Here is a 25,403-nt window from a genome sequence, read left to right on the forward strand (position 1 = left end):
GGATGGATTTTGTTGGGGAAATGCGTTCGTTTGAGGGGGGCATGCGTTTTGTTTATGCCATTTGACTCCTGGCCGTCTCTGTCGGGAGTTTACGGGGTCGCCACTACCACGGCGGACGGCTCACGAATTTTGCACAAGCCGTAATACAACACGCCACCCAACGCCGAACCGGTGAACCAGCCATAGTCATAAAACCAGCTGAACGCCGAGCTTCCCAGCGACAGCAGTGTCAATACCGCAGGCACCCCGAACGCCACGAACCCGCGCCAATGCCACGCCGGATATACGCCATCCTTGTACAGCCCGGCCAGGTCCAGTTGCTGTTTGCGGATCAGGAAATAGTCCACCACCATGATCCCGGCAATCGGCCCCAGCAGGCTCGAATAGCCCAACAGCCAGTTCGAGAACACTTTCTCAAGGCTGACGTCCGAGACAATCCAGCCAAGTTTCTTCAGCAACTCATGCCCCATCAGCAATAGCCCCACCACGCCGGTCAGCAACACCGCGCGGGTACGGCCGATTAGCTTGGGCGCCAGGTTCTGGAAATCATTGGTGGGCGAGACGATGTTGGCCGCCGTGTTGGTAGACAACGTGGCAACGATGATCAGCGCCATGGCCACCGCCACCCAGGCGGGACTCTTGATATGACCAATCAGGGTGACCGGGTCGGACACCATCTCGCCCACCAGCGACACCGAGGCGGCGGTCATGACCACGCCCAGGGAGGCGAACAGGAACATGGTCAGCGGTAACCCGAGGATCTGGCCGACAACTTGCGCCTTCTGGCTCTTGGCGTAGCGGCTGAAGTCGGGAATATTCAGTGACAGCGTTGCCCAGAAGCCGACCATGGCGGTGAGCCCGGCGCAGAAATAGCTGACAACGCTGGCGCCCTCCGGCCGCTTGGGCGGCTGTGCCAATAGCTCGGTGAGGGATATGTTCGGCAAGGCCCACACCAGCAGGCCGACGCCCACCAACACCAATAGCGGCGCCGACAGGGTCTCCAACCACTTGATGGACTCGGCGCCGCGGATGACCACCCACAGGTTGAGGCACCAGAACAGCAGGAAGCCGATCACCTCGCCAGTGCCGCCCAGGGCCTTCCAGCCTTCGAACACCGAGCCCAGGAACAGGTGAATGGCCAGGCCGCCGAACAGCGTCTGGATGCCGAACCAGCCGCAGGCCACCAGGGCGCGGATCAGGCACGGCACGTTGGAACCCATGACCCCGAACGAGGCGCGCAGCAACACCGGGAAGGGAATGCCATATTTAGTGCCGGCGAAGGCATTGAGGGTCAGGGGCACCAGCACAATGATGTTGGCCAACAGTATGGCAAGCAGCGCCTCCCCTACCGTCAGGCCGAAATAGGCGGTGAGCACCCCGCCAAGGGTATAGGTCGGCACGCAGATGGACATGCCAACCCACAACGCGGTGATGTGCCATTGGTTCCAGGTACGCTCATGAACCTTGGTGGGTGCGATATCGGCGTTGTAGCGGGGGCTGTCCAGCACGTCGGTGCCGGCGTGCAGCTCAAACAGGCCGTCACGCTCGGTGACGGTGGATTGGGTGGGGTGCATGGCCGCGTCCTTGAAAGGTTGTTGTGACGCCATGGGCTATCAATTACCGTGCCGTGCACAGGCACCCTGTCCCACACCCGCTGCAAGCTCCTGATGCCACTGGCATTATTTTCAGAGGTTGGACATGGCACGGTTGCTGTCCGATCGGTCAGGACTCGTATTGGTGCGCCGTCACCGGCGTGCGCACGTATTCGTGACCGCTACGCAAATATCAAATGCCGCAGCCACTCTGTTTCCCTGCCGGGATGGATTCGATACTGGGCGCCTACCCTCTATCACTGTCACAGGAAACGTCCCATGAGCATCCCCGCCTTCGGCCTCGGCACCTTCCGCCTCAAGGACCAGGTTGTCATCGACGTGGTGCGCACCGCGCTGGAACTGGGCTACCGCACCGTCGACACCGCGCAGATCTACGGCAACGAGGCCGAGATCGGCCAGGCCATCGCCGACAGCCAGGTGCCCCGCGACGAGCTGTTCATCACCACCAAGATCTGGGTCGACAACTTCGCCGCCGACAAACTGATTCCCAGCCTGCGCGAGAGCCTGGCCAAGTTGCGCACCGACCATGTGGACCTGACCCTGATCCACTGGCCATCGCCGAAAAACGCCGTGGCCGTGAGCGAGTTCATGACCGCCCTGGCCGAAGCCAAGGCGCTCGGGCTGACCCGCGAGATCGGCGTGTCGAACTTCACCATCGACCTGATGCAACAAGCCATCGCGGTGGTCGGTGCCGGCGAGATCGCCACCAACCAGATCGAGTTGCACCCCTACCTGCAGAACCGCAAGGTTGCCGAGTTCGCCCGCAGCCAGGGCATCCAGGTTACCTCGTACATGACCCTGGCCTACGGTAAGGTCATCAATGACCCGGTAATCGCCGCCATCGCCGCACGCCACCAGGCCACCACCGCCCAGGTCACCCTGGCGTGGGCCATGCAGCTGGGTTACGCGGTGATCCCCTCTTCCACCCGCCGCGACAACCTGGCCAGCAACCTGGCCGCCGTGGACCTGCGCCTGAGCGACGCCGACATGGCCGAGATCGCCGCCCTGGACCGCGGCGAACGCCTGACCAGCCCCGCCAGCGTCGCCCCCCACTGGGATTGAGCCGCTAACGCCCGTAGCAGCGGCCAAAGGCCGCGTCCCGGAGCAACGCACAACCGCCGCCGGACGCAGCCTTCGGCAGCTGCTACGCGAATCTGTAGCCGCTGCCGCAGGCTGCGCAGGCCTTCACCCTCGCTGGAGACCTTCAGTGAACTCAGGGGCCAGCGCAGCCTGGCGGCAGCGGCTACGCGAAGTCCTGCGCACATCGCACCGGTAGCAGCGGCGGGGCGGCCATCCGCCAAAGGCCGCGGCCTGGAGCAACGCAGGACCGCCGCCGGACGCAGCCTGCGGCAGCTGCTACGATGGCGGGATCATCCGCTACCTGCCTGCCCCCATGGAACTGCACATCACCTTCCCCACCCGCAAGGATTTGGGCGAGCAACTCTACCGCCAGCTGTACGACGCCATCGACAGCGGCCTGCTGGCCGCCGGCACGCAGCTGCCGCCCACGCGCCTGCTGGCGACGCAACTGGGCGTGTCGCGCAAGACCGTAGCCGACGCCTATTCACGCCTGACCTACGACAACCTGCTCAGCGGCCGCGTGGGCAGCGGCACCTTCGTCAACGCCCGGCCCATCACCCAGCCAGAAGTACAGCCAGCCTCGCCGCTGGCCAGCGCCGCCGTGCTGGCGCTGTGGCGGGACATGCCCATGCCACTCAGCCACGCCGCCGCCCAGGGCCGCGCCCGCTATGAGTTCATCGGCGGCGCGTCGCTGAAAACCCACTTCCCCTTCGACCAGTGGCGGCGCTGCACCCTCTACGCCCTGCGTCAGTTCAACCGCTCCCGCGCCCTGCACGGCGACCCCCAGGGCCTGCCGGAACTGCGCGAGGCCGTGGCCCGCCACATCGGTTTTGCCCGCGGGGTGCGCGCCAGCGTCGACAGCGTGCTGATCACCAACGGCGCGCAGCAGGCCCTGGATTTGATCGCCCGGGTGCTGATCGAGCCCGGTTGCAAGGTGGCCATGGAAGACCCCGGCTACCCCTTCGCCCGCCAGCTGTTCGCCGCCCAGCGCGCCGAGGTGGTGGACGTGCCGGTGGATGATGAAGGCCTGTGCGTAGAGCTGATCCCCGAGGGCACCCGGCTGATCTACGTCACCCCCTCGCACCAGTTCCCGCTGGGCATGCCCATGAGCCTGGCCCGCCGCCAGGCGCTGCTGGCCCGCGCCGCGCAGCTGGGGGCGATCATCATCGAGGACGACTACGACAGCGAGTTCCGCTACGAAGGGCCACCGACGGATTCCCTGCAGAGCCTCGACCCGTACGGCCTGGTGGCCTACATCGGCACCTTCTCCAAGACCCTGCTGCCCGAGCTGCGCCTGGGCTACGCGGTGCTGCCAGCGGCCATCTTGCAAGCGGTGAAAGTGGCCAAGCAGTTGACCGACTGGCACACCCCCACCCTCAGCCAGTGGGCCTTGGCCAAGTTCATCAGCGAGGGCGAACTGCTCAAGCACGTGCGCCGCTGCTTCGAGGTGTACAGCGCCCGCCGCGAACGCATTCTGCAGCGCCTGGCCGGTGACCTGGCGCCCTGGCTGGCCGCCGTGCCCGCCACCGCTGGCTACCACCTGACTGCCCTGAGCCAGTCGGACGCCGACCTGGGCGTGCTGATCAAGGTGGCGCGCCAGGCCGAGGTAGGCCTGTACCCGATCACCCCGTTCTACAGCCGGCAAACGCCGGTGCCAGGCCTGTTGCTGGGCTTTGGCGCCATCGACCTGCTGGACATCGACCCGGCCCTGGACCGGGTGCGCGACATCTTCCAGCAATTGGCCCCCCGGTAAAGCGCCGCATTGGCTATTCGGCGCGATTGGCCCCGGCGTTAAGGTTGCTCCCACACGACACCTACCCCGGAGACACTGAAATGAACAAGCGCATCGAATGGGCCAAAGCCGCACCCGACGCCTACAAGGCCATGGTTGGCCTGGAAATGGCCCTGGCCAAGTCCGGCCTGGAGAACTCGCTGCTGGAATTGGTGCGCCTGCGCGCCTCGCAGCTCAACGGCTGCGCCTACTGCGTGAACATGCACGCCAACGATGCGCGCAAGGCCGGCGAAACCGAAGCCCGCTTGCAGACCCTGACCGTGTGGGAAGAAACGCCGTTCTTTACCCCGCGCGAGCGTGCGGCGCTGGCGTGGGTGGAAAGCCTGACGCAGTTGTCCATTCATCACGCGCCACAGCATCAATATGAGGCGTTGCTTGAACACTTCGACGAAGCGGAAGTCGCTAACCTGACCCTGGCGATTGCCACGATCAACGCCTGGAACCGCTTCGGCGTGGGCTTCGCCATGGTGCCCCAGGCCTGACTCGCGGTTCGCCCCGGGACCGTTGAGTTCCCGCAAGAGACAAATCCCCCCGGGGCGCTCTAGACTGGGCAAAAAACAACACGCCCAGTCAGGAGCCCTCCCCATGTCCACCCCGGAAATCTTCGTGGTCAGCGCCGCGCGCTCGGCCATCGGCAGTTTTGGCGGTTCGCTCAAGGATGTACCGCCCACCCAGCTGGCCACCGACCTGGCCCGTGCCGCCCTTGAGCGGGCCAAACTAGCCCCCGAGCACATCGGCCACGTGGTGTTCGGCACGGTGATCCCCACCGAGCCGCGCGACGCCTACGTGTCGCGGGTGGCGGCGGTCAACGCCGGCATTCCTCAAGAAACTCCTGCATTCAACGTCAACCGCCTGTGCGGTTCAGGCCTGCAGGCCATCGTTTCGGCGGCGCAGAGCCTGCTGCTGGGCGACGCCGGCGCGGTGTTGGCCGGCGGCGTCGAGTCCATGAGCCGTGGCCCGTACTTCCTGCAGCAGACCCGCTGGGGGGCGCGCATGGGCGATATCCAGGCGCTGGACTACATGCTGGGCGTGCTGCACGACCCGTTCGCTGGCATTCACATGGGCATCACCGCGGAGAACATTGCCGAAAAGTACGGCATTACCCGGCAGATGCAGGACGAGCTGGCGCTGGTCAGCCAGCAGCGCGCCGCCCGCGCCATTGCCGAGGGGCGGTTTGCCTCGCAGATCGTGCCTATCGAGATTGCCACGCGCAAAGGCCCGGTGACCTTCGCCGAGGATGAGAACGTGCGCGCCGTGGACGCCGAGCAGTTGGCGAAGATGAAGCCGGCGTTCAAGAAGGACGGCACGGTGACCCCGGGCAACGCCTCCAGCCTCAACGACGGCGCCGCCGCCCTGGTGCTGGCCACCGCCGAGACCGTGCGCGCCCACAACCTTGTGCCACTGGCGCGGCTGGTGGGTTACGGCCACGCCGGCGTGGAGCCGGCGCTGATGGGCCTGGGGCCAATTCCGGCCACCCGCCAGGTGCTGCTCAAGGCCGGCCTGCGGGTGCAGGATCTGGACGTGATCGAGTCCAACGAAGCCTTCGCCGCCCAGGCCTGCGCCGTGGCCCGCGAGCTGGACTTCGACCCGGCCAAGGTCAACCCCAACGGCTCGGGCATCTCCCTGGGCCACCCGGTGGGCGCCACCGGCGCGATCATCGCCACCAAGGCCATCCACGAACTGCACCGCATCCAGGGCCGCTACGGCCTGGCGACCATGTGCATCGGTGGCGGCCAGGGTATCGCCGTATTGTTCGAACGCGTTTAATTGAAGGAACATGACATGACCGTGCAACACATCGCCGTCATCGGCGCCGGCACCATGGGCAACGGCATCGCCCAGGTGTGCGCCCTCTCCGGCTACAGCGTCACCCTGCTGGACATCAGCGACGCCGCCCTGGAAAAGGGCCTGGCCACCCTGGGCAAGAACCTGCAACGCCAGGTCAGCAAGCAGACGCTGACCCAGGCGCAGGCCGACCAGGCCCTGGTGCGCATCACCACCAGCACCGACTATGCGCGGCTGGCCGAGGCCCAGCTGGTGATCGAGGCGGCCACCGAGAACCTCGGGCTGAAGGTGAAGATTCTCAAGCAGATCGCCGAGCAGGTCAGCGAGCAGTGCATCATCGCCACCAACACCTCGTCGCTGTCGGTGACCCAACTGGCGGCCAGCGTCAACGCGCCGGACCGCTTCATCGGCCTGCACTTCTTCAACCCGGTGCCGATGATGGCCCTGGTTGAGGTGATCCGTGGCCTGCAGACCAGCGACGCCACCCATGCGCTGGCCCTGGACGTGAGCGGGCGCCTGGGCAAGACCGCTATCAGCGCCGGCAACCGTCCAGGCTTTGTGGTCAACCGCATCCTGGTGCCGATGATCAACGAGGCCATCCTGGTGCTCAGCGAAGGCCTGGCCAGCGCCGAGGACATCGACACCGGCATGCGTCTGGGCTGCAACCAGCCCATCGGTCCGCTGGCCCTGGCCGACCTGATCGGCCTGGACACCTTGCTGGCGATCATGGACGCGTTCCTGGAAGGCTTCGGCGACAGCAAATACCGCGCAGCCCCCCTGCTGCGCGAAATGGTCGCTGCCGGCTACCTGGGCCGCAAGGCCGGCCGCGGTTTCCACCACTACCCGTAACACTGCACCCCGTAGCAGCGGCCACCAGGCCGCGTCCGCAGGCTCCGCATATTCCCAGGGATACCGCGCCTCGTGGCCGCTGCTACACTGGGCAGACGCCCATTCGCTCATATGGCCGCCGATGCTGGACAATCTGCAGCAGCGCATCATCCTCAAGGCTCGGCCCTCGGCCCAGCGCCTGGCCATCGGCTTCATGGCGCTGGTGCTGCTGTCGTTGCTGGGCCTGGACACCTGGCAAAGCTGGACCGCCCGCACACAGGCGCTGCGGGTGGCGCAGACCCACACCGCCAACCTCGCCCGTTCGCTGGCCCAGCACGCCGAAAGCACCGTGCAGGAAGCCGACACGGTGCTGGCCGACCTCACCGAACGGGTCCAGGCCGACGGCACCGGCCCGGCGCAACTGGCCCGGCTGCACCGGCTGATGCAGGCGCGCACCCACGAACTCACCCAACTGCACGGCCTGTTCATCTACGACAAGGACGGCCGCTGGCTGGTGACCTCCAACGACGTTGACCCAGCTGGGGTCAACAACGCCGACCGCGAATACTTCCAGTTCCACCGCTTCAACCGCGGCAACGCCGTGCACATCGGCCCGGTGATTCGCAGCCGCACCAACAACCAGCTGATCATCCCCGTGTCACGGCGCATCGAAGGCCCGGACGGCGCCTTTGCCGGCGTGGCCCTGGCGACCCTGGACCTGGAGTTCTTCAACCGCTTCTACCAGTCGTTCGACCTCGACCGCCAGGGCGTGATCGTGCTGGCCCTGGGCAACGGCACAGTGCTGGCCCGGCGGCCCTTCGACGAGCACGTGATCGGCACCAGCCTGGCCAAGGGCCGGGTGTTCAGCGAGCTGCTGCCCAACCAGCCCTCGGGCAGCAGCATGATGCCGTCGCTGATCGACGGCGTGTCGCGGCTGTTCAGCTACAAGTCCCTGGACAAATACCCGCTGGTGGTGGAAGCCGCCCAGTCCAAGGACGCCATCTACGCCACCTGGCACGCCAACCTGCTGCGCTCGGCGGCGTTCATCCTGGTGGTGGGCGCGGCGCTGTCGGTGTTCGGCGTGGCGTTGATTCGCCAGCTGCGCCACGGCCAGCGCACCGAAGCGCAACTGCGCAACGCCCACGCTGCGCTGGAGATCCTGGCCATGCAGGACGCCCTCACGGGCCTGGCCAACCGCCGCCAGCTGGACGCCGCCCTGCCCCACGAGATCGGCCGCGCCCGGCGCAACGGCAAGCCGCTGGGGCTGATCATGCTCGACGTTGACCACTTCAAGCGCTTCAACGACCTGTACGGCCACCCCGCCGGCGACCAGTGCCTGCGCGCCGTGGGCCGCGCGGTGCTGGACTGCGTGGGCCGCAGCAGCGACCTGGTGGTGCGCTACGGCGGCGAGGAACTGCTGGTGGTGTTGCCGGAAAGCGACTGGGCCGGCACCTGGTTGGTGGCCAACAACATCCTTGAACGGGTGCGTGAACTGACCATCCACCATGCCGGCAACGACGGTGGCCTGGTGACCCTGAGCGCCGGCGTGCACGTGTGGGTGCCCGAGGGCGAGGACACCCAGCCGCACCTGCTGATCCAGGCGGCCGACCAGGCCCTGTACCAGGCCAAGCACCACGGCCGCAACCGCCTCTACCCACCGCAACCCCAGCGCCAGGTGCAGCCGGAGCCGCAGCAGGTCTGACGCTTAGCGCGCCACGGGGGCAGGCACGTTCAAAGGCTCCAGGGCACCCAGCTCCATCAAGGTGAAATAGCCTTCGCTCCAGCCTGCCGTGTCGATGTGCCAGACGTTGCCCAGGCGCCGCGGCCGGCGCAACGGCGTGTGGCCGACAATCACCGCGCGCACGTCACGAATGCCGCTGCCGTCGCCGCGCTTGATGCGCGCGCGCGACCACTGGCAACCCTCGTCGGTGTAGGTTTCGCCGGGCCAGCGGTGCTGGAGGAAGTCGCGCAACTGGCGCCAGGTGGGAAACGGGCAATCGGCGTGCACCAGGCCCACCAGGCCGCGGCTGGTCTCCACTTCCAGGGCCACCGGCAGCTGGCTGAAGCGCTGGGCGTAGAGCTGCTGTTTTTCCGCGCTGGCGTCAATGAACCAGGCGCCGCCGCTGGCGCGGTACATGCGCTCGTCGACGCTGATATTGGCCTGGTGCTGGATGGCAAGGGCCTCGTGGTTGCCCTGCACGGCAAAGAACCAGGGGCGGTCCAGCCACTCCAGGCACGCTTCGCTTTGCGGGCCGCGGTCCACCAGGTCGCCGACGCTGAACAGGCGGTCGGTGGCCGGGTCGAAGCCCACGCGGTCGAGGGTGGCTTGCAGGCGGCCGAAGTGGCCATGGATATCGCCCACGGCAAAGTCGCGACCACTGGGGTTGCGCGCGTAATGGGCGAATTTGTTCATGGCCAGCCTCCTTGTGCCTCGCTGCACCACGATCTTCGTCTCGTGGCGCCGCGCGGTCAATGGATAGCTGCCCTGTACAGGCTCAGAGCTTGGCGATGGACACTTCGGTGGACTTCACGAACGCGATCACTTCGCTGCCCACTTTCAGTTCCAGCTCATGGATGGAGCGCGTGGTGATCACCGAGGTAACGATGCCCGAAGCGGTCTGCACGTCGATTTCCGACACCACCGGGCCTTCGATGATTTCCTTGATCACGCCTTTGAACTGGTTGCGTACGTTGATGGCTTTGATGGTCATGGCACGATTCCCTTGTGATGAAAGCTGCGGCCCAGTGCCGCGATGGGTTTACTGTGCCCCAGCCCGGTTAAAATCAAAAGGAATTGATTGTGCTTTTGATATTCCTGTAAGAAATATGCATTCACGAGGTCAATTCCTCCACCGCCTGGGCCTGGCGGCTCCACAACCGGTAGTAGTGCCCGCGTTGGGCCAACAGCTGCTCATGGCTGCCATCCTCCACCAGCCGCCCGTGGTCCAGCACCAGAATGCGGTCCAGGTGCGCCACCGTCGACAGCCGGTGGGCCACCACCAGTACGGTCTTGTCGTCCATGATCTCGTCGAGCTTGTCCTGGATGAAGCGCTCGGTGATGGAGTCCAGGCTCGAGGTGGCCTCGTCCATCACCAGGATCGGCGCGTCCTTGAGGATCACCCGGGCGATGGCGATGCGCTGCCGCTGCCCGCCCGACAGCTTCACCCCGCGCTCGCCCACCAGCGACTCGTAGCCGTGCTCCATCTCGCCGATGAAGCCCTGGGCGCCGGCGCGGTGGATGGCGGCGTCCAGCTCCTCGTGGCTGGCGTCCAGCCGGCCGTAATGGATATTTTCACGGATGGTGCGGTGGAACAGCCCCGGCTCCTGGGGAATCAGGCCGATCTGGCCGTGCAGGGAATGCTGGGTGACCTGGCGCACGTCCTGGCCATCGATCAGCACCGCGCCGCCCTGCACGTCGTACAGGCGCAACAGCAGGCTCAGCAGGGTCGACTTGCCCGAGCCCGACGAGCCCACCAGGCCCACGCGCTGGCCCGCCGGAATGCTCAGGTTGAAGCCCTGGAAAATCGCCTGCCCGGGGCGGTAGCCGAAGGTCACGTCGCGAAACTCGATGTTGCCGCGCTTCACTTGCAGCAGCCCGGCAGTGGCCTGGTCGGTGACCTCGTGGGGGCGCACCAGGGTGCGTACGCCGTTGGCGATGTTGCCGGCGGCCTCGAAGAAATCCAGCAGCCGCCGCGCCAGGTTGCCCACGTCGTTGACGATCAGTAACGACAAGCTGGTGGCCATGACAAAACCGGCCAGGTCCAGGCGCTGGGCGCGCCACAGGTACAGGGCCAGCAGCACCATGCCCAGCTTCAGCGCCACGCCCAGCCCCGACAGCAGCCAGCGGATTTTCTCCATGTAGATGAACGCCCGGTAGGCGGCCTTCATCTCGCGGTTCAGGTAGCCGTTGAGGTAGTCGTATTCATAGGCGTGGCGGGCGAACAGGCGGATGTTGGTGAGGTTGCTGACCGCGTCCACCACCTTGCCGTTGCTCAGGCTGCGCGCCGAGGAAAACTGCTGCGCCAGCGGTTGGCTGCGGCGCGCCAACCAGTAGCTGATACCAGTGAACAGCAGCGCCCACACCAGCATGAACTGGCCCAGCGCCGGGGCGGCCAGGTACAGCAACAGCACCGAGACGCTGAGGGTGACCACCACCGGAATCAGGTCGAACAGGACGATGGCGATGGTCATGTTCACCCCCATCGACACCTCCGACACCTTGTGCGCCAGGGCCCCGGCGAACTCGCTGCTGACGAAGCGGTGGGAGTGCTGCTGCAGGTAGGCGAACAGCGTCTGGGTAACCGCGCGGCGCTGGATGGGCACCACGTGGATGTGGCAGCCGTTGCCGATGCGCAGCATGAGCATTTCCAGCACCAGCAGGCCGGCGAACAGCAGCAGCGGCGTTTGCAGAACGTCGAAGGCCTGGCGGATGTCGGCCAGGTGGCTGATCAGCCCGGTCAGGCGCCCCAGGCCCCAGGGGACCAGGATCGTGCACACGGCTGCGCCAATCTGCAGCAGCAGGATGGCCAGGTACCAGCCCTTGAAACGGCGCAGGAACAACAGGACGAAGCCCAACGGGGTGCCCGGAAGGTGGTCGACCTTCCATGTTTCGGGCGTTGCAGTGCTCTGGGACATGGGATAGCGCTTCCTTGGCAAGTCATCCGCAGGATACGGTGGCGGGCATGACAATCATGAAATGTGCCAGAGTTGGTACAAACGTCCACCAAGCGGACCGCGTCGTCTGCATCGCGACTAAAGTCGGCTCCTACGCTACCCGTGGTAGGAGCCGACTTTAGTCGCGATACAGGCGACGCGGTTTGGGTTTTAGAACAACCCGGAGGTTGGCGGGGGCGTGCCTTTCAGCGCCCAGGCGCCGACCGCCGCGGCTTTCCAGTCGCGCGGGTTGTGGTTGGCCACGGTGCGGGCGTTGCGCCAGTGCCGGTCGAGGTTGTGCTGGCGGCTGGTGGTGGAGGCGCCGCCCACGTCGAACAGGCGCTCGGCGGCCTTCAGCGCGCTGTCGGCGGTGATGAACTGCGCCTGGGCCACGTCCACCGCGGCCTGTTCCACCAGCGCCGGCGCCTGGCCGGCGGCCCAGGCGCGGTCGATGCTGTCGGCGGCGCGCAGCACCACGGCTTCGGCGGCGTAGGCACGAGCGGCGATCTCGCCCACGCTCAGCTCTACATAAGGGTCGTCCACCGAGCGCGTGGCGCTGCTGTGCTTGATGGGCCGCGCATGGTGCTGGGCAAAGCGCACCGCGTCGTTGAAGGCGTTGCGGGCGATGCCGGCCTGCACGGTGGCGAGGAACAGCTGCAGGAACGGCGTGACGATGGTGCGCGTGCCCTCTTCCACCGTGCGCGTGCGCAACTCGTCCGGGTACACGATCACGTCGTCCAGGCGCGTGGTGCCGCTGGCGGTGAGGCGCTGGCCCATGGCGTCGAAGTCGTCCAGCAGCACCAGGCCCTGGCGGTCGCGGGGCAGCACGAAGGAGCGCGGCAGGTCGTCCTCGTCCAGCGCCACCACGCTGATCCAGTCGGCGTACAGCGAGCCGGTGCTGTAGTACTTGCTGCCGTTGACCCGGTAGTGGTCGCCCTGGCGCACGATGCGCGCGCTGATGGCGCCGTTGGCGCCGCCCACCTCCCAACCGGCGTTGCCCAGCACGGCGCCGTCCAGGTAGCGGGCGAACCAACGCTGGCGCTCGGCGTCGGCGTCCTCGGCGCTGCTGGCCAGCAGGCCTTCGACAAAGGCCAGGCCCGGGCGCAGGGCCTGGGCGGTGTTGGAGTCGACGCTGGCCACCGCCAGCAGCACTTCGATGGTGTCGCGCACGCTGGCGCCGGGGCCACCAGCGGCCTGCGGGATGCGCAAGGTATAGAGGCCCGCCTCGGCCAGCTGGCGCACGGCGTCGTAGGGCAACTGGCGGTCACGCTCGCGGGCGGCGGCGCCGGCCTCGATGGCGGGCAGCAAGGCGTTGATGCGGTCTTTCAGGGCCTGAACGGTCATGGGTACTCCTGGGCAGTTCAAATGGCAATCTTCCATAGCCGCGACTCGTCGAAGAGCCACAGCGGGTTTTCGTCTTCCTGGGGCGGTGCCACCCATTCCACGCCAGCGCCGGGCAGGCGCGGCACGGCGGCCAGCAGCCGGCGGGTGTAGTCATGGCGCGGCTGGTCGAACACCTGCGCCACCGGGCCGCTTTCCACCACCTGGCCGTGGCGCATCACCAGTACCTGGTCGCTGACCTGGCGGATCACCCCCAGGTCGTGGGAGATGAACAGGTAGGCCACGCCCAGCTCGGCCTGCAGGTCAGCCAGCAAATCCAGGACCTGGGCCTGCACCGACACGTCCAGCGCCGACACCGGCTCGTCGCAGACAATCACCTTGGGGTTGCTGGCGATGGCCCGGGCAATCGCCACGCGCTGGCGCTGGCCGCCGGACAGTTGCAGCGGCCGGCGGCTGGCCAGGGCGCCGGGCAGGCGCACCTGATCAAGCAGTTTGGCCACCCGCGCGCCCTGCTCCGCCTTGGCCATGCCGGCCACGTCGAGGGCGTCGGCGAGGATCTGGCCGACGCTCCAGCGTGGGTCGAAGGAGCTGAGCGGGTCCTGGTAGATCACGCTGATGTCGCGGCGGCGCAGGCGGCGCTGGGCCTCGCTGACCGTATCGCCAACGGCGTTCCAGGGCTGGCCAGCGAAGCTCACGGTGCCGGCGTCCGGGGTCAGCAGGCCCAGGGCGATGCGCGCGGCGGTGGTCTTGCCCGAGCCCGACTCACCGACAATGCCCAGGGTCTGGCCGGCGCGCAGTTCGAAGCTGACGTCGTTCACCACCTGCCGCACCTGGCGGTCCGGGCCCACGTAGCGCTTGCTCAGGCCCGTGGCGCGCAGCAGCACCTCGCCGGTGGCTGGCCGCGCCGCGCGGCCGTGCTCGCCAGGCACCGCGTCCAGCAGCGCCTGGGTGTAGGGGTGGCTGGGCTGGCGCAGCACCTGGTCGGTGGGCCCCTGCTCCACCACTTCGCCATGGCGCAGCACCAGCACCTCGTCGGCCAGTTGGGCGACCACGGCCAGGTCGTGGCTGATGATCAGCAGCGAGTCGCCCCGCGCCTTGATCGCCTGCAGCACTTCCAGGATCTGCGCCTGCACCGTGGCGTCCAGGGCCGTGGTCGGTTCGTCGGCAATCACCAGGTGCGGGTCCAGGGCCAGGGCGCTGGCGATCAGCGCGCGTTGGCGCAGGCCGCCGGACAACTGGTCGGGGCGCTGGCGCGCACGCAGCGCCGGCTCCGGCACCCCGACGCGTTCCAGCAATTGCTGCACCCGCTGCGGGCGGCTGGCGGCGGTGCCCCACTGGTGGGTAGTGAGCACTTCGAGAATTTCCTTGCCCACCGGCCGCAACGGGTCCAGGGACACCAGCGCGTCCTGCAGCACGAAACCAATGGCCTGGCCGCGCAGTTGGCGCCACTGGCGCTCGGACAGCTTCAGCAGGTCGTGGTCACCGTAGCGCAGGGTGCGCGCGCTGATCTGCGCGCCGGCGCCGGCCAGGCCGATCAGGCTGCGCGCGGTAACGCTCTTGCCCGAACCGGACTCGCCCACCAGCGCCAGGGTCTTGCCCGGTGCCAGGGTGAAGCTCAGGTCACGGACCACGCTGTGCTCGCCAAAGCGAATGGACAGCCCTTCGACAATCAGGGTTTTGCGGCTCATGAGAGGCGGCCCTCCAGGCGTTGTTGCAGGTAGCGGCCCAGCACCGTGGTCGACAGCGTGGTGAGCACGATGAACAGGCCCGGGACGATGGTCAGCCACGGCGCGTTGACCACGAAGTCGCGGCCCATGGACAGCATGGTCCCCCACTCCGGTGCCGGTGGCTTGGCGCCCAGGCCCAGGAAGCTCAGGGCCGAGGCCCAGACAATGGCCTGGCCGACGCCCATGGTCATGGTCACCACCAGCGGCCGCAGGGCGTTGGGTAGCAGCTGCCGGAGGATGATGCGCGCCGGGCGGTGGCCCAGGGCGCGCGCGGCCTCGATGTAGCCGGCGTTGCGCACGCTCAGCACTTGGCCACGGACCATGCGCGCATAGCCCGGCGCACCGCCGATGCCGGTGGCGATGATCAGCGGGCCGATGCCGCTGCCGAACACCGCCACGAACAGCAGCGCCAGCACCAACGATGGGAAGGCGAACAGCACCTCCAGCAGCCAGCCGATGGCGCGGTCGGTCCAGCCGCCCAGCAGGCCGCCCAGCAGCCCCAGGCTGATGGCGATGGACATGGCCAACGCCGTGGCGGCGACGCCGATGAACAGCGACTGGCGCGCGCCGTGGACGATGCGCGCATAAATATCGCGGCCCGACTGGTCGGTGCCGAACCAGTGTGCCCAGCCCGGCGCGTGGAAGGCGTCGCGGGGCACGATGGCCAACGGATCGGCGGGGCTGAACAGGCCGGGCACCAGCGCTGCGGCCAGCAGCCAGGCAATGAACAGGCCGGCCAGCAGCGTGCCCCAGCGGACGGTCAGGCGTGGCCGCGACAGGGTCAGCGCCGGTGCTTCAAGGACTAATTGGCTCATGGGCGTTGCTCCGCCAGGCGTGGGTCGATCCATTCGTACAGCAGGTCGATGAGAATGTTGGCCAGCACGTAGCCGGCGGCCACCACCAGGCTGATGCCGATGGTCAGGGGCAGGTCCTGGGCCTGCACCGCCTGGTACAGCTGGCGGCCCAGGCCCTTGCGGGAAAAGATCACCTCCACCACCACCGCGCCGCTGATCAGCGCGCCGATGGCCCAGCCCGACAGCGACACCCCCGGCAGCACGGCGTGGCGCAGCGCATGCTTGAAGCGCACCGCCAGGTCGCTGAGGCCGCGGGTGCGGGCGGTGAGCACGAAGGGCTGCTCCAGGGTATATTCCAGCGATTCGCGGGTGACCTGGCCGATGAACCCGGCCAGCGGGAACGCCAGGGCAAAGGCCGGCAGCACCAGGGTGGCAAAGCCGTCGCTGCCCGCCGGCGGGAACCACTTCAGGCCAAAGGCGAACACCGCCAGCAGCACGATGCCCAGCCAGAACTGCGGCAAGGCCGCCGCCAGGGTCTCGGCCAGCGAGCCCAGCTGGCTCAGCCACGAGCGGCGCCCGGCGGTAACCAGGGTCCAGGCCAGCACCAACAGCCACGCCAGCACCAGGGCCAGCACCAGCAGCTCCAGGGTTGGCCCGCTCTGCTCGGCCAGCACCTGGGTCACCGGCTGGTGCTGGGAGTAGGACACGCCCAGGTCGCCGTGCAGCAGCTTCCACAGGTACACGCCGTATTGCACGGCTAGCGGCTTGTCCAGGCCAAACTCGCGCGTAGCCTCGGCGATGGTTTCCGCCGTGGGGTTGCCGCTGGGCCCGCCGAGAATGGCCAGCACTGGGTCGCCAGGCATCAGCCGCAGGGCGAAGAACGTCAGGGTGGCCACGGCCCACAGCACCAGCACGGCGCCGCCCAGCCGCCAGGCGGCGCGCTGGCCCAGGTGAACCAGGCGCTGGCGCCGGGGGTTGTCGAGCGTCACGATGGCATTCATGGCTTCACTCCTTTGTTCTGGCCTTTGTCCACCCAGGCGTCATACAGGTAGGTCACCGCCAGGGACGGCTCGATGCGCACCCCCTGGGTGGTCTTGTAGATGCCCAGGCGCGTGCTTTGCGGGTAGGTGGTCAGTTCCAGGTAGGCCTTGCTGGCCTGGGCCTGGGCCTGGTAGTACAGGGCCTGGCGCTGGGCCGGGTCCTGGGTGGCCAGGGCACTTTCGACCAGTTGGTCGAAATGCGCGTCGTTGTAGCCGGCGGTGTTCTGGTGGTACCCGCCTACTCCGGCGGGCGCCAGGAACTGCGAGCTGAAGATGATGCGCAGCACGTCGGCGGTGTTGGTGTTCCAGTAGCCCAGGCGCACGTCGTAGTCCCACTTGGACTGGCGGTCCGTGGCCTGGGTGTCGCTCATCTGGTCGATGATCAGCTCGAAACCGGCGGCGCGCGTGGTGGCCTGCACCTGCTCCCACAGGGTCTGCTCGGACGGCGCGGTGCGGTTGCCCATCACCACGTGCACCTGCAGGCGCTTGCCGTCCCTGGTGCGGTAACCCTCGGCGTCGCGCTGGCTGTAGCCGGCGGCGTCCAGCAGCTGGGCGGCGCGGGCCGGGTCGTAGTCCTGGGCGTGTTCGAAGTCGGGGCTGTAGAAGCGCGTGGCCACGCTCAGCGGCCCGCCGGCGCGGGGGAACTCGCCGAAGTACACGCTTTTCAGCGCGCCGTCGATGTCGGCGCTGCGCACGAAGGCTTCGCGTACACGCACGTCGTTGAAGGGCGCGCGGGTGATGTTCAGGGTGCCGTTGGTGGGGTTGCCGGGGCGCTGGGCAATCAGGATGCTGAGCTCAGGGTTGTGCCGCGCAGCCTCGTGGGACTCGGGCGGCAGCGCCTCGATGACGTCCACCTCGCCGGCCTGCAGCGAGGCGAATCGCACCGACGGCTCCTGGATGAATTTCCACAGGATGCGGTCCAGGTACGCCGGGCCGTTGTGCTTGGCCGTAGGCGGCGCCCAGTGGTAGTCCGGGTTGCGCACCAGCTCTACCTGGCTCTGGCGGTCCCAGCGCACCACCTTGAACGGCCCCGAGCCTACCGGCGACTCGCAGTTCTCATCGCGCGAGCGCAGCAGCGCGGTGGGCGACTCGATGCCCAGGAAACCTTGCGCCAGCACCTCCAGGAACGCCGCATACGGCGTGGCCAGGTGCACCACCGCCGTGTACGGGTCGACCACGTCGGTGCTGCGGTACTGGCGAATATAGCCACCGGCGGTGCTGGACTGGGTCTTGGGGTTGGCCATGTGGTCGAGGTTGGCCTTCACCGCCGCGGCCGTGAACGGCGTGCCATCGGTAAAGTGCACGTCCTTGCGCAGGTGGAAGGTGTAGGTGGTGCCGTCGGCCGACACCTCCCAGCTTTCCGCCAGCCAGGGGCCGATCTTGCCGTTCTCGTCCATGGACACCAGGGAATCCAGGTACTGCTGGCCGATGAACACCTGGGGCATGTCGCCCGCCACGTGGGGGTCCAGGCAGGTGGGCTCGCGGTCGGTGGCGTAGACCAGCGTGCCGCCACTGACCGGCGTGCTGCTGCGCTGCGCCACCTGGGCGCTGCGGTCGCAGGCAGCCAGCGCCACACAGAGCGTGGCCAGGGTGAAAGTCTTGAAGGTTGAATGCACGGACGTCCCTCGGCGAATGATCCTGAGGGAGTGATTGCACAACCCGTGCCGGGTGTGGGAGGCCCGGTTTACAGGGGTTTGCGTGGGATGAGCCGTCGTGATCAGGGCAAAGTGAACAAGTGATGTTGCTGGAGCAACAGCTGAGATCTGCATCGGGCACACGAAATGGCGTCGCCTGCATCGCGACCAAGGTCGGCTCCTACGCTGTTCGTGGTAGGAGCCGGCCTTGGCCGCGATGCAGGCGACGCGACCCATGAGGTATCCGCATTCGCGTAGCAGCTGCCGAAGGCTGCGTCCGGGCGCGCCTCACGCGTCGCCCAGCCCCAGTGATTGCAAAATCTGCGTACGCAGGTTCACCAGGTACGGGTCATCGCGCCGTCGCGGGTAACCACGCTCCACGACAATCTGCGCCTTCACCCGCGCCGGCCGCTCGCTGAAGACGATGATGCGGTTGGCCAGCAACAACGCCTCTTCCACATCATGGGTCACCAGCAGCGCGGTGTAGCCCTGGCGCTGCCACAGTTCGATCAACTCCTTCTGCATGGCGATGCGCGTCAGCGAATCGAGCTTGCCCAGCGGCTCGTCGAGAATCAGCAGGCGCGGTTCGTTGACCAGCGCCCGTGCCAGCGCCACCCGCTGCGCCATGCCGCCGGACAGTTGCCGTGGCCAGGCGCGGGCGAACTCGGCCAGGTGCACCTTGGCCAGGGCTGCGTCCACCCTGCCCCGCTGGCGTTTGAGCACGCCCTGGGCCTCCAGCCCCACAGCAACGTTGTCCCATACCCGCCGCCACGGGTACAGGGTGGGGTCCTGGAACACCACCACGCGGCTCGGGTCGGGGCCGCTGATGGGCTGGCCGTCGCCGTTCAGGGTGCCACGGTCGGCGGGCTCAAGGCCGGCCACCAGGCGCAGCAAGGTGGACTTGCCGCAGCCGGAAGGCCCCAGCAAGGCCACGAATTCGCCGGGGGCCACGTCGAGGCTGACGTTTTCCAGCACCGGCAACGGTTCGCCGTCCAGGTGAAAGGCGTGGCTGAGGCCTTCGATGTGCAAGGCAAGGCCTGCGCCGTGGGGTTTGTGCAGGGCTACCATTTGACCGCTCCTTTCTGCCACGCCAACAAGTGATCTCGCACATGGAACAGCGCCGAGATCAGCCCGGAACAGGCCAGCGCCATCACCAGCAACGCCGCGTACATATTGGCGTACGCCGCCCAGCCCTGGGCCCATTGCAGGTACCAGCCGATGCCGGACTTGACCCCCATCATTTCCGCCACCACCAGGGTCGAGAACGATGCGCCCAGGCCCATGAACAGGCCAACGAATACATGGGGCAATGCAGCGGGAATGGCTACCTTGAAAATCAGGAAAGCGGGCTTGGCGCCCAGGGTGCGGGCCACGTCGTAGTAGGCCTTGTCGACACTGGCCACCCCCGACCACGTCAGCACCGTGACCGGGAACCAGGTGGCCAGGGCAATCAGGAACACGCTGGCGCTCCAGCTGCTGGGGAACAGGAAGAAGCACAGCGGCAGCAGCGCCGTCGACGGCACCGGACCGAGGATTCGCAGCACCGGGTGCAGCCAGTAGCCGATGGCCCGGGACCAGCCGATGGACACCCCGGCGATGAAGCCGAACACCGCCCCCAACGCCACGCCGCTGCCCAGCAGCAGCGCGGAATGCCAGAGGCTGTCGAACAGCCGTGGCCAGTCGCTGAGGTAGACGTTGAGCAAGGCTTGCGGTGGCGCGAAGAACGGCACCGGCAGCAGCGCCAGTTTCGCCGTCGCCAGTTCCCAGAGGCTCAGCAGCAGCGCCAGCGCGATCAGCCACGGCGCCAGGTGGCGCAAGCGTCGAGCCAAACGCACCGAGCGCGGCGCCAGCACCGCCAGCGCGCCGACGATTACCGCCAGGGCCAGTTCGACGTTAGCCAGGCCCTCGGTCAGCGGCCAGTGGCGGGTGGCGTCCGGGTAGCAGCGCGTCAACAGCGCCGCCAGCAGCCAGGCGGCCACCGCCACGGCTGGGCGCCAGCCCACCCGGGCACGCGGTGTGCTGGCGCGGGTGGCGGCATGGCTCAATTCAACTGAAGACATTGGCCGTGATCTCCTCGGCGAAGTCGACGGCGTTGGTGCTGGCATCGAACACCTCCACAGTCTTCAGGTCGTCGACATAGGTGACGATCTCGGTGGCCAGCGCCGCGCCCACGGCGTGGTGGCCGTGGGTGTGGGAATGGAGGATGGCCTGCACCTCGGCTTCGCTGGTGTTGACGGCAAATTTCTGGAAGCCCTTGGCCACGGCTCCCGGGTGCTGCACGGCGTAGTCGTGGGCTTCGAGGATGGCTTGGGTCAAGGCGGCAGCCACGCGCTTGTTGTCGCGCACCAGCTTGCCGGTCACCCCCACCACGCAGCACGACAGGTTGGCGTATTCGTCCACCAGGTTGGTGGACAGCTCGCGCGCCTGGCCGTCCTTGAGCAACCGGTACATGAACGGGTCGGCACCGCTGATGGCTTGCACCTCGCCCTTGGCCAAGGCGGTGCTAAGCAGGTCGGCGGGGTACAGCTTCCACTCCACGTCGCGCACCGGGTCGACGCCATGCTTTTTCAGCAGGATGGAGAAGAAGTTGCGGTCGGGGGCGGCCATGTCGGTGACGCCGATGGCCTTGCCCTTGAGGTCGGTGAGGCTGTTGATGGGGCCGTTGGTAGCGCTCAGCAGGCGCAGGCAACCGCCGTGGGTGCCGGCGGTGAGCTTGACGTCGAAGCCCTGCTCCAGCGCTTTCAGCCAGCGCAGGGCCATGCCGATGCCGGCGTCGGCCTTGCCGGTGGCGATGGCTTCGAGCAGCACTTCGGTGGAGTTGCCGAAGTTGACGAACTCCACGTCCAGGTTGTGCTTAGTGAAGAAGCCTTCGCCGTGGGCGATGACTACCGGCGCCAGGCACACGGCGTTGAGGTTGATGGCCAGCTTGAGCTTGTAGGGCGCGTCCAGCTTGATGAAGTCGCCGGTGCCCGGCGGCTCGGCGCCCATCTGCATGGGGCCGTGGTCTTCGGCCCAGGCGCTGCGCGGCAAGGACAGCAGCAGCGGGCTGGCCAGGGCGGCAGCGCCCAGGCCGAGCAGATGGCGGCGCGACAAAGTGTTGAATGGCATGGGGGATTCCCTGGGCAAGCGTGGGGATGTTCGGGTCCGCGCGCACGGTCGCCGAGGGATTTTTTAGAACCTTAACACTAGACTTTTAATAATTTAAATTCATTTAATTCATAAGTTAATATGCAAATCCGTAGCCGCTGCCGCAGGCTGCGCTGGCCTTCATGAACCGTGAAAATTTCCAGTGAAGTCGAGGGCCAGCGCAGCCTGGCGGCAGCGGCTACGGAGGGTTTGGCCCCCGGGAGCTACCAGCTATAGCCCACCTTCGCGTAGTAGAACGCGCCGCTGTAGCCGTACGGCGAGAAGGTGCTGTAGGCCAGGTTGCCACCGCTGGAGGAATAGGCGTTGAGCTTGGCCGGGTACTGGTCAGTGACGTTGTCGCCGCCCAGGGTGAACAACCAGTTCTTGTAGCGGTAGTCCACGGCCAGGTCCAGCACCCAGGCGGCCTGGAAGTGCTGGTCGTTGACGGCGTCGGCCTGGTAGCTGGTGTATTCGCCATAGCGCACCAGGGTGCTGTGCAGCGCCCAGTTGCCGTAGTTGAAGTCGTTGCCCAGGGTCAGCTTGTGCTCAGGCGTGGTGTCGCCCAGCAGGCCGTCTTTCTCGCGGCGGTCCACGCGCTGCAGGTTCACCCCCAGGGCGTCGAGCACCGCCGGGTTGGCCTTCACGTCGGTGACCCTGGTGTGGTTGTAGTTGTAGCCCAGGGTGCTGTTCCAGCGCACGCCGTTGTCGAACTGGTAGCGGTAGTTGGCCACCAGGTCGATGCCGTCGGTGCTGGTGTCGACGGCGTTGGTGAAGTAGCGGGCGCTGGTGTAGTTGATGTCGCCCACGCCGTTGGCCTGCAGGTAGGCGATGGCGGCGTTGTTGAGCACCAGGTTGGACGACAGGGTGATGCGGTCGTCGATGTCGATGCGGTACACGTCGGCGGTCAGGGTCAGGTTGTCGGTGGGTTGCAGCACCAGGCCCAGGCTGTAGTTGCGCGACTTTTCCGGCTTCAGGTCTTCGGCGCCGAGCAGGCGCGCCACCTGGCTGTTGGCCGGGAAGGTGCCGGCCTCCTGCACGGTATTGCCGATCAGCTGCGACGAGGTGTAGGTGAAGTTCTGCTGCGCCAGGGACGGCGCGCGCAGGCCGGTGGATAGGCTGCCGCGCAGCGCCACCTGCGGGGTGAAGGCATAACGCGCCGACAGCGAGCCGGTGGTGTTGGCGCCAAAGTCGCTGTAGTCCTCGCGGCGCACGGCGGCCGAGCCACTGAGCTTGTCGGTGAAGTCGGTTTCCAGGTCCAGGTACTCAGCCACGTCGTGACGGCTGTAGCTGCCGGCGTCGGCGGCGCGGAAACCACCCAGGCCAGAGCTGCCGCTGCCGAAGTAGGAATCGGGGTCGCCGGCCTTGATCTGGTAGTCCTGGCGCAGGTATTCGGTGCCCACCGACAGCGACACCGGGTTGGCCAGCCAGCCCAGGCGGAACTCGCGGGACAGGTCCAGGCTGAGCTGCTTCTGGTCGTTCTCAAGCGTGCCGTTGTAGAAGTGCGTGGGCGTGGCCAGGCCCAGGGACGTGTTGAGGGTACGAGTGTTGATCTCATAGCTGTTCTGGCCGTAGTTGGCCGACAGGTCGTAATGCCAGTCGTCCAGCCACTGGCCGCGCACGCCCACCACCAGCGAACGGTCCTCGAGCGTGCCTTCTATCAGCGGCAGGTAGCCGTTGGGGTACAGCGCCGGGATGTTGTTGGAGGCGTTGCTGGCCCGGTAGAACGCTGCGGTCTCGCCGCTGCGGTGGCTGTAGCCGCCGAAACTGTAGAGCTGGGCGTTGTCATTGAGGTCGAACTCGCTGTTGAAGAAGACCTTGCCGTCCTTGGTGGCCGGCTCGCCCTGGCGGAACACGTGCTGGCCGTAGGTGGTGGAGCCGATGCTGGCGGTGCGGTAGTCGTCGCCGGCACGGTCGGTGTAGTCGTTGTTGGCGCCCTCGCCGGAAACGTTGAAGAAGCCCCGGTCGCCCAGGGCGAAGCCGGTGTTGCCGTCCAGCTCGCGCTGAAGGCCGTCGCCTTTCTTGTAGCCGCCGTACTTGGCCGACAGCGAGCCGCCGTGGTTGGCGTCCTTGAGGATGATGTTGATCACCCCGGCGATGGCGTCCGAGCCGTAGCGCGCCGAGGCGCCGTCGCGCAGCACCTCGATATGGTCGATGGCCGACAGCGGAATGGCGTTGAGGTCGGCCGGCGATGAACCGCGGCCCACTGCCCCGCCCAGGTTGACGAAGGCGCCGGTGTGGCGGCGCTTGCCGTTCACCAGCACCAACACCTGGTCGGGCGACAGCCCGCGCATCTGCGCCGGCCGCGCCAGTTCGGCACCATCGACCAGGCTGGGGCGCGGGAAATTGATGGACGGAATCAGCCGGGCCAGCACCGTGCCCAGTTCGTCCGAGCCGCTGTTGCGCAGGCTTTCCCCGGAGATCACATCGATAGGCGACAGCGACTGGCTGGCGGTGCGCTCCTGGGCGCGGGTGCCGGTGACGATCACCGTGTCCAGTTTGGCGCCGTCCTCGGGCGTGGCGTCGGCGAAGGCCTCGACGCTGCAGAACAGGCCGGCCGACAGCAGCGCTGCCGCCAGCGGGTGACGTTGGAATCCTTGCATGTACCGCTCCTGGAATCTCTCGTGGCGAGCGATCCGTATGGCGAACGGTGGCGATCATCCTTGTGTCGTGTTTGTAGAATTCGGTGGCCCGATGACATATATCCTATTGCCATTTAAATAAATTTTTAAAGACCTAATGGGTATATGAGGAGTTCTAAGGCCTCGGACGCAGCCTTCGGCAGCTGCTACGGGTTGATCCTTAGCAGCTGCCGCAAGGCGGCGTCTAGCTAGGTAAATACATCACATCGTGATATAAATGCCCGCGTTTTTGGCCAAGGTACCCATCCCCGTGAAGCTCCCCTCCCTTTTGCAACGCCTGCGTCCCGCGCCGTTGCACCTAAGCCCCCGTGAAGTGTTGCGTGCCGCCTTCGGCGCGCTGCTGGGCATCGGCCTTACCGCCGCCCTGTGCACCTGGGCCCTGGGCCTGAGCGCCGATATCCCGCTGCTGATCGCCCCCATGGGAGCGTCGGCCGTGCTGCTATTTGCCGCCCCCGCCAGCCCTCTGGCCCAGCCCTGGTCGCTGATCGGCGGTAACCTGGTGGCTTCTCTGGTGGGCGTCACCTGCGCCGCGTTCATCGGCAACGAAATCATCGCGGCCGCCGTCGCCGTGGCAGTGGCGATCGCGCTGATGCTGGCCCTGCGTTGCCTGCATCCACCCTCGGGCGCGGTGGCGTTGACCGCCGTGCTGGGCGGCCCGAGTATTCATGCCGCCGGCTACGCCTTCGTCCTCGACCCGGTGCTGCTCAATTCGGTGGTGCTGCTGGGCGTGGCCCTGGTGTTCCACAGCTTCAGCCGCCACCGCTACCCCCACGGCCATGTGCCTGCCCCCGCCGCGGCGCGCGCCGTATCACCGGCCAGCAAGCAGTTGCATCAAGCCTTGCAAGCGGTGCTGGACGAGCGCGACGAATTCATCGACGTCGACGCCGACGACCTGGAAGCCATCGTCACCGCCACCCTGGCCCGCCTGCATGCGGAGCCACGCCCATGAGCGACGCCCTGGCCAAGACCGATTTCGAAGCCCTGTCGGAGTTTCGCTACCAGCTGCGGCGCTTCCTGCGTTTTTCCGAGGAAGCCGTGCAGGCCCACGGGGTCACGCCCCAGCAGTACCTGCTGATGCTGCACACCATGGGTTTCGATGGCCGCGACTGGGCCACCGTCGGCGAGTTGGCCGAGCGCCTGCAGATGGTGCCCCACGGCGCCGTGGCGCTGGTCAAGCGCTGCGAGGCGCAAGGCCTGGTGCAGCGCCAGCGCAGCGACGAGGACCGCCGCGAGGTGCGCGTCAGCCTCACCGCCAAGGGCAACGAGGTGCTGGCGAAGCTGGCCTTCCTGCACCGCGAAGAACTGAAAAGTGCCGGCAAGCGCTTGCGCGTGCCGTTCGAGCAGGAGTAAG

The 25,403-nt window shown here is 67.0% G+C and carries 21 protein-coding genes; 8 read left to right on the forward strand and 13 right to left on the reverse strand.

The window, feature by feature from the left end; translation table 11 throughout:
* Positions 1 to 89: 89 nt before the first annotated feature.
* Positions 90 to 1,574 (reverse strand): NCS1 family nucleobase:cation symporter-1, encoded by a 1,485-nt coding sequence (locus tag AC0J42_RS15400; protein WP_473002295.1) that lies wholly within the window; start codon positions 1,572 to 1,574, stop codon positions 90 to 92.
* A 297-nt stretch (positions 1,575 to 1,871) separates the two neighbouring features.
* Here AC0J42_RS15400 and dkgB point away from each other — a divergent pair, with 297 nt between their 5' ends.
* The 6 genes from dkgB (at position 1,872) to AC0J42_RS15430 (ending at position 8,800) form a co-directional block, all read left to right on the forward strand.
* A complete protein-coding gene (dkgB, locus tag AC0J42_RS15405; RefSeq protein ID WP_473002296.1) occupies positions 1,872 to 2,675 on the forward strand; it encodes a 2,5-didehydrogluconate reductase DkgB in 804 nt (267 codons plus the stop codon).
* Positions 2,676 to 3,006: 331 nt separating this feature from the next.
* On the forward strand, positions 3,007 to 4,446 hold the full coding sequence (gene pdxR / locus AC0J42_RS15410) for a MocR-like pyridoxine biosynthesis transcription factor PdxR (protein ID WP_473002297.1): 1,440 nt from the start codon (positions 3,007 to 3,009) through the stop codon (positions 4,444 to 4,446).
* A gap of 80 nt (positions 4,447 to 4,526) precedes the next feature.
* On the forward strand, positions 4,527 to 4,967 hold the full coding sequence (locus AC0J42_RS15415; protein WP_416424448.1) for a carboxymuconolactone decarboxylase family protein: 441 nt from the start codon (positions 4,527 to 4,529) through the stop codon (positions 4,965 to 4,967).
* 103 nt (positions 4,968 to 5,070) lie between these two features.
* Positions 5,071 to 6,252 (forward strand): acetyl-CoA C-acyltransferase family protein, encoded by a 1,182-nt coding sequence (locus tag AC0J42_RS15420; protein ID WP_416424449.1) that lies wholly within the window; start codon positions 5,071 to 5,073, stop codon positions 6,250 to 6,252.
* A gap of 15 nt (positions 6,253 to 6,267) precedes the next feature.
* Positions 6,268 to 7,119 (forward strand): 3-hydroxybutyryl-CoA dehydrogenase, encoded by an 852-nt coding sequence (locus tag AC0J42_RS15425; protein ID WP_473002298.1) that lies wholly within the window; start codon positions 6,268 to 6,270, stop codon positions 7,117 to 7,119.
* Between the two features lie 121 nt (positions 7,120 to 7,240).
* A complete protein-coding gene (locus tag AC0J42_RS15430) occupies positions 7,241 to 8,800 on the forward strand; it encodes a sensor domain-containing diguanylate cyclase (RefSeq protein ID WP_473002299.1) in 1,560 nt (519 codons plus the stop codon).
* Positions 8,801 to 8,803: 3 nt separating this feature from the next.
* On the opposite strand, the gene AC0J42_RS15435 is transcribed toward AC0J42_RS15430, so the two are convergent.
* The 12 genes from AC0J42_RS15435 to AC0J42_RS15490 all read right to left on the reverse strand — a co-directional run bounded on the left by AC0J42_RS15435 (position 8,804) and on the right by AC0J42_RS15490 (position 24,013).
* A complete protein-coding gene (locus tag AC0J42_RS15435; RefSeq protein WP_416424452.1) occupies positions 8,804 to 9,511 on the reverse strand; it encodes a metallophosphoesterase in 708 nt (235 codons plus the stop codon).
* Positions 9,512 to 9,593: 82 nt separating this feature from the next.
* Positions 9,594 to 9,809, reverse strand: a complete 216-nt coding sequence (locus AC0J42_RS15440) for a TOBE domain-containing protein (RefSeq protein WP_008370939.1) — start codon at positions 9,807 to 9,809, stop codon at positions 9,594 to 9,596.
* 121 nt (positions 9,810 to 9,930) lie between these two features.
* Complete coding sequence (locus AC0J42_RS15445) at positions 9,931 to 11,733, reverse strand: ABC transporter ATP-binding protein (RefSeq protein WP_473002300.1); 1,803 nt, start codon at positions 11,731 to 11,733, stop codon at positions 9,931 to 9,933.
* A 189-nt stretch (positions 11,734 to 11,922) separates the two neighbouring features.
* Positions 11,923 to 13,095, reverse strand: coding sequence for an acyl-CoA dehydrogenase family protein (locus tag AC0J42_RS15450; RefSeq protein WP_473002301.1), 1,173 nt, complete (start codon positions 13,093 to 13,095; stop codon positions 11,923 to 11,925).
* A 17-nt stretch (positions 13,096 to 13,112) separates the two neighbouring features.
* The gene (locus AC0J42_RS15455) at positions 13,113 to 14,780 is read right to left on the reverse strand and encodes a dipeptide ABC transporter ATP-binding protein (protein WP_473002302.1); all 1,668 of its coding nucleotides are present in this window, start codon (positions 14,778 to 14,780) and stop codon (positions 13,113 to 13,115) included.
* Complete coding sequence (locus AC0J42_RS15460; RefSeq protein WP_473002303.1) at positions 14,777 to 15,634, reverse strand: ABC transporter permease; 858 nt, start codon at positions 15,632 to 15,634, stop codon at positions 14,777 to 14,779. Before AC0J42_RS15460 ends, AC0J42_RS15455 begins: the two co-directional genes overlap by 4 nt.
* Entirely contained in the window at positions 15,631 to 16,614 is a 984-nt protein-coding gene (locus AC0J42_RS15465) for an ABC transporter permease (protein ID WP_416424457.1), read from the reverse strand. The genes AC0J42_RS15460 and AC0J42_RS15465 overlap by 4 nt, the downstream gene beginning before the upstream one ends.
* Positions 16,611 to 18,269 carry an ABC transporter substrate-binding protein gene (locus AC0J42_RS15470; protein WP_473002304.1) on the reverse strand — a complete coding sequence of 553 codons (1,659 nt, stop codon included), beginning with the start codon at positions 18,267 to 18,269 and terminating at the stop codon, positions 16,611 to 16,613. The genes AC0J42_RS15465 and AC0J42_RS15470 overlap by 4 nt, the downstream gene beginning before the upstream one ends.
* Positions 18,270 to 18,575: 306 nt before the next feature.
* On the reverse strand, positions 18,576 to 19,355 hold the full coding sequence (locus tag AC0J42_RS15475) for an ABC transporter ATP-binding protein (RefSeq protein WP_473002305.1): 780 nt from the start codon (positions 19,353 to 19,355) through the stop codon (positions 18,576 to 18,578).
* Entirely contained in the window at positions 19,349 to 20,347 is a 999-nt protein-coding gene (locus tag AC0J42_RS15480) for an ABC transporter permease (protein WP_473002306.1), read from the reverse strand. The genes AC0J42_RS15475 and AC0J42_RS15480 overlap by 7 nt, the downstream gene beginning before the upstream one ends.
* Positions 20,334 to 21,395, reverse strand: coding sequence for an ABC transporter substrate-binding protein (locus AC0J42_RS15485; protein WP_473002307.1), 1,062 nt, complete (start codon positions 21,393 to 21,395; stop codon positions 20,334 to 20,336). The genes AC0J42_RS15480 and AC0J42_RS15485 overlap by 14 nt, the downstream gene beginning before the upstream one ends.
* Positions 21,396 to 21,637: 242 nt before the next feature.
* Positions 21,638 to 24,013 carry a TonB-dependent receptor plug domain-containing protein gene (locus tag AC0J42_RS15490; protein ID WP_473002308.1) on the reverse strand — a complete coding sequence of 792 codons (2,376 nt, stop codon included), beginning with the start codon at positions 24,011 to 24,013 and terminating at the stop codon, positions 21,638 to 21,640.
* Positions 24,014 to 24,302: 289 nt separating this feature from the next.
* Between AC0J42_RS15490 and AC0J42_RS15495 the strand changes: the two genes are divergently transcribed.
* Both AC0J42_RS15495 and AC0J42_RS15500 read left to right on the forward strand, forming a co-directional pair.
* Positions 24,303 to 25,001: an HPP family protein gene (locus tag AC0J42_RS15495; protein WP_473002309.1), complete on the forward strand. Its 699-nt coding sequence runs from the start codon at positions 24,303 to 24,305 to the stop codon at positions 24,999 to 25,001.
* Positions 24,998 to 25,402: a MarR family winged helix-turn-helix transcriptional regulator gene (locus AC0J42_RS15500; RefSeq protein WP_416424461.1), complete on the forward strand. Its 405-nt coding sequence runs from the start codon at positions 24,998 to 25,000 to the stop codon at positions 25,400 to 25,402. The genes AC0J42_RS15495 and AC0J42_RS15500 overlap by 4 nt, the downstream gene beginning before the upstream one ends.
* The last annotated feature ends 1 nt before the right edge of the window (position 25,403 follow it).

The sequence above is a fragment of the Pseudomonas sp. Tav-5-1A genome, assembly GCF_055755055.1.

Excerpts from the sequence above, each read along its gene's own strand:
- AC0J42_RS15485 (WP_473002307.1), bottom strand. The coding sequence starts at position 21,395 with ATGCCATTCAACACTTTGTCGCGCCGCCATCTGCTCGGCCTGGGCGCT.
- dkgB (WP_473002296.1), top strand. The coding sequence starts at position 1,872 with ATGAGCATCCCCGCCTTCGGCCTCGGCACCTTCCGCCTCAAGGACCAG.
- AC0J42_RS15460 (WP_473002303.1), bottom strand. The coding sequence starts at position 15,634 with ATGAGCCAATTAGTCCTTGAAGCACCGGCGCTGACCCTGTCGCGGCCA.
- AC0J42_RS15415 (WP_416424448.1), top strand. The coding sequence starts at position 4,527 with ATGAACAAGCGCATCGAATGGGCCAAAGCCGCACCCGACGCCTACAAG.
- AC0J42_RS15490 (WP_473002308.1), bottom strand. The coding sequence starts at position 24,013 with ATGCAAGGATTCCAACGTCACCCGCTGGCGGCAGCGCTGCTGTCGGCC.
- AC0J42_RS15445 (WP_473002300.1), bottom strand. The coding sequence starts at position 11,733 with ATGTCCCAGAGCACTGCAACGCCCGAAACATGGAAGGTCGACCACCTT.
- AC0J42_RS15455 (WP_473002302.1), bottom strand. The coding sequence starts at position 14,780 with ATGAGCCGCAAAACCCTGATTGTCGAAGGGCTGTCCATTCGCTTTGGC.
- AC0J42_RS15465 (WP_416424457.1), bottom strand. The coding sequence starts at position 16,614 with ATGAATGCCATCGTGACGCTCGACAACCCCCGGCGCCAGCGCCTGGTT.
- AC0J42_RS15480 (WP_473002306.1), bottom strand. The coding sequence starts at position 20,347 with ATGTCTTCAGTTGAATTGAGCCATGCCGCCACCCGCGCCAGCACACCG.
- AC0J42_RS15420 (WP_416424449.1), top strand. The coding sequence starts at position 5,071 with ATGTCCACCCCGGAAATCTTCGTGGTCAGCGCCGCGCGCTCGGCCATC.
- AC0J42_RS15435 (WP_416424452.1), bottom strand. The coding sequence starts at position 9,511 with ATGAACAAATTCGCCCATTACGCGCGCAACCCCAGTGGTCGCGACTTT.
- AC0J42_RS15440 (WP_008370939.1), bottom strand. The coding sequence starts at position 9,809 with ATGACCATCAAAGCCATCAACGTACGCAACCAGTTCAAAGGCGTGATC.
- AC0J42_RS15430 (WP_473002299.1), top strand. The coding sequence starts at position 7,241 with ATGCTGGACAATCTGCAGCAGCGCATCATCCTCAAGGCTCGGCCCTCG.
- AC0J42_RS15475 (WP_473002305.1), bottom strand. The coding sequence starts at position 19,355 with ATGGTAGCCCTGCACAAACCCCACGGCGCAGGCCTTGCCTTGCACATC.
- pdxR (WP_473002297.1), top strand. The coding sequence starts at position 3,007 with ATGGAACTGCACATCACCTTCCCCACCCGCAAGGATTTGGGCGAGCAA.
- AC0J42_RS15450 (WP_473002301.1), bottom strand. The coding sequence starts at position 13,095 with ATGACCGTTCAGGCCCTGAAAGACCGCATCAACGCCTTGCTGCCCGCC.
- AC0J42_RS15425 (WP_473002298.1), top strand. The coding sequence starts at position 6,268 with ATGACCGTGCAACACATCGCCGTCATCGGCGCCGGCACCATGGGCAAC.
- AC0J42_RS15400 (WP_473002295.1), bottom strand. The coding sequence starts at position 1,574 with ATGCACCCCACCCAATCCACCGTCACCGAGCGTGACGGCCTGTTTGAG.
- AC0J42_RS15500 (WP_416424461.1), top strand. The coding sequence starts at position 24,998 with ATGAGCGACGCCCTGGCCAAGACCGATTTCGAAGCCCTGTCGGAGTTT.